This window comes from Microcoleus sp., assembly GCF_049646505.1.
Lineage (GTDB): Bacteria > Cyanobacteriota > Cyanobacteriia > Cyanobacteriales > Microcoleaceae > Microcoleus.
Genome location: NZ_JBARVX010000531.1, coordinates 1 through 3,887, shown reverse-complemented (window position 1 = coordinate 3,887; position 3,887 = coordinate 1). Strand labels below are relative to the sequence as shown.

Here is a 3,887-nt window from a genome sequence, read left to right as displayed (position 1 = left end):
ATCTCGTTGATGCCATTTAAAAATTCTACACCTCCCTCATCCCCAGTAATCTCATCGATCATGATAAATAAATGCTTGATGCGACTGGAGATATCTTTCATGCGATCGGGAATAACCCTATTTTCCCTTGCGATGTAAGCATTCCTAAAAATTTTTTCAAAATGTTTTAATGTGTCGCCTGCGTCAGTCTTCTTTAAAGATTGGATGGAAACAGTAGCGACAATGTTGTTGGAATGTTGAGTATCGATCAGGGTAGAAATGGCTTCACAAATGCTGTTAAGTACGCCTTTAGTTTTGACTCCAGTATCTTCGATTACCGCTTCTGTTTGTCTCTGGAGTCGATCCGATCGCCTATTTTGACGCTTAGTTTCTCTGCTATCTTGAAAATTAACAGCCTGCAATGAAAACTTTCCCTGCCGCTGATTCGAGAGATACTGGACAGTATATTTATGCCCGCTATCTTTAATTAAGTCGCTATAAGTATTAATTGCTAATATTTTATCATTCCATAAATCATCAGTACCAGGTTTTTTGAACTTGTCGATAATATCTAGATTTACCTGTTTTCTGGGACTGACATAAAAAAACAAAAATCCATCGTTTATGTGATTTTTGAGGAAATTGGCGATCGCAGTTGTCTTCCCAATACCCGGATTGCCAGTTAAAAAGATATAAGTAGCAGCAGATTCTAGAGCTTTTTCAATCAGTTGAGCATGAGCATTCCGCAAACTCACAGTTCCGCTCAATCCTAACTGCTGCATCAATTCATCCGGCACAATTCCCACCGAGTTGACAAAACCCTCAAGTCGCTCTGTGTGGCGCACAACATTGATTTTATCTGCCGACATTGCTAATATATCGTCAACAAACTCTTTTCCGCGATCGAAACTGTGACAAGCACTCCGCTTGATTTTATTTAAAACTAGCTTGCGAGCATCCGCGATTTCTTGAGGACTCGAATCATCCTTATAAATCAAGTGACAAGTTTTCAAAATATCTAAATTTTCAGGACGGACTGACATCGCGCTAATTCCGCGATCGCTATATCCCACCGCATTAAATATTAGTGACGAATCATCAGCAAGTATCCCAGTTTTTCGGAGAAACTCATAAAAACTATAAGCGTATCCCCCAGCTTGAATTAACTTAGCACTTTCCTTATCATCATACTTAAAAGCAGTAAAATAACTCTTCAAACCTTCTGAAAATTCAACTTCACAACTTTCAGTATCTATGCGAAGTTTAGAAAACACACTTTTCGATCGCAAGTAATTAATATCTCGTCTCAACAAACGCCGAATAATCTCTAAATAGTCCAGATTGGTCACATCCTCAGATGTCCTAATCGAAAACACCGACAAATCTACACACAGAATCCTAAATTGCCTACCATATCGCAGCAATATTAGAGTATCCGCTTTCAGAAACTCGCCTTTCTTTGTGTAACGTTCAATATACTGAGAAATATTTTCAATCTGGTCAAATTGAGATAAGACTTCTCCACACCACTGTGACTCACCTTTAACGTAAGTGCCAATGCTACTCCCATCGCAAAAACAGGATTGATAATACAAGATTTCCAAACGTCGCAGTTTATGGGAGTTGTTCCAACCTGTGGATTCGAGGTATTCTCGAAAAAAGTTTAAACCTGATAGAAAGCCTTTTTGTATGAAAAATACGCTCCACTTTTCAGCCATCTTCCTTTCCAGAGGACTGGTTATTTTATCGGTAATTTTCCTCAGCATCTTTGTAAACTCTAGCTGCTGCAATTCCTGAAAATATAAGTTGGCAAACTTATGCTTAATTTGCTTCTCTTTAATGCAAGCAAGAATCCCAATATTAAACCCAACTTCAAACAAACGCCCCAAATCTTCTGCTATCTTAGATTTCATGACTGCGTGCCTCCTGTCGGTGTATTTAAAACTTCTTTAACTTTGGTTAAAAACGCCAAGGCATTAAACTCCGCAATTCCTCCCATATGCTTGTATAAAGATAGTTTACCTACGGATCGATCTCCAATCAGATTTTCATAAGGATCTAATTTAAAACTAATTTTACCATTTTTACCGCTTTCTTTTTCGTATCGAGAAAAGTGGAACAAAGTCAGATACTGTAAAATATCATTTTTTAGTTGAGTATCGTCAATCAATCCCTGATAAATATGTCGGTCGTCCAGTATATCTTTATAGATGTTCAACAAAGTAGCATAGGAAATTACACCCCTATAGTTGCGTTCTGCCTCTCGGCCTACTACCAGTCCGTTAAACAGGTTAAAAAATACAATGGAGCGCTTGCTTGGGTCTTTTACTAAAGCTGTCAACTCTAGCGTATCCTGAATGTACAAAGAATTTACTCCCAATTTTTCTGACAATTTAACTGCATAGTATTTATCAAAAAACATGGGGTAAATTTTGATGTCATCGTAGTTTTCTTTGAAATATCCAATCACATCTTTCGACATGAAGAATAAAGCTTCTTCTTTTTGTGTCATGTGCAAGGTACTAGAATAGGGAGCTTTGGCAATGTAGAGAAAATGCCTGAATCCCATTTTGTAAACTTTCCCAATTTCATCTCGCACCACAGTAGGCTCTTTAAACATCTGTTCGTGTTCGTAGGTTTCCGAGAAGGTTTTGAGCAACTGTAGCCTGACAGAACCATCTTTTTGACGAATTGCTCCGACAATTTCTCCTTGCAAATTCGACAGTTTTTGCTCGCTATTCCACCTGGCATCACTCTCGCGACTGGAAACTATAACTATAGCGAGTTTGTCCAGTTCTTTTGGAGCATCAGACGGGTTGGTAAAGGTAAAGTTTTTTGGCAACACAGAGTACAAAGAACTCATCACATTGGGAGCTTTGTATTCTAAATTTCTGATATCAATACCCTGAGAATTAGAGCGATGTTCTTCATTGAGTAAATGCGATAACCTTTTAGATAAAGAACGCATAAACTCTTCTACTGGTGAATCTGACTGTTGATTACTCAGTTGCAGGCGCAGTATGGGAATGAATAATCTACTCTGTTTTTGCAACAGGAGTTTGAGGCAAGTATATGCAAGTAAATCGAAAGTAAACCGATACACAAAAGTCTTTTTAGAATCCCATTTATTGCTGGCTAGACTGTAGATAAATTCGACTAGCTTGCGCCGTTGATAAAAGCGCTCGTATACTGCATTACACTGCGAATCATTTGGTCTCAGAAGCACTGGCAGAGCTTTCACGCCTGCGATATCATACTCCATACTGAAGCTTTGTAGGTCGTCAGTAGAAAAATAATGAACATCACTAATTTTAATTTTAGCTGTGAGAGTAAATAGGGAATTTTGAGTAGCATTTGCTTGACCAATCGCTATATATTTTAAGGCTTTTTTCTCTTTTTTTCCAAAAACGGGCTGAAAAAATGTAGAGTTTGTAGAAATCTTGTCAAATTTTTGCTCTAAAATGCTACTTTTTACTGAAATGTGGAGAGGAAATTCTTTCGGCAAATGCTTTTGTTTCAGAAGTTTTTGCAGAAGATTCTTAAGACAGTCTATTTTAGAGGTAATATTATATTGTTCAAAACCTTTTTTTATCCCTCGCAAAAGTTTTTGCTTGGCTGCTTCATCAGATCCGTTGAAGGTTTTTAATACTTTTTCCTCAAATCCTGGAATAGGATTGTATTCCAAGTCTGAGTTAACTGTATAATCTTTTGCTGACGGGTCTTTACCTGCGAAAACAAAGTAGTATAAAAACACTAACTTCAATAGCTTTCTAGCAAAAATTTCTTTTCTAGTAGAGTCAGCAAGTTCAGCTTTGTGTTCCTCACTGTCCGGGTCAAGCAGATTGAGATAATACTCAAAGACTGTTTTACCGCCATAGGCTTGCACTGGATTATTAAACTTGAGCTTA

1 protein-coding gene and 1 pseudogene are annotated in these 3,887 nt (G+C 37.6%); both read right to left on the bottom strand.

Annotation, left to right across the window (positions count from 1 at the left end):
• Positions 1-1,892: pseudogene (locus WBA89_RS25145) on the bottom strand (helicase); the annotation flags it as partial.
• Positions 1,889-3,887: hypothetical protein (locus WBA89_RS25140; RefSeq protein ID WP_424410258.1), on the bottom strand; the 1,999-nt coding region annotated here is incomplete at its 5' end. The gene WBA89_RS25140 and the pseudogene WBA89_RS25145, both read right to left, overlap by 4 nt.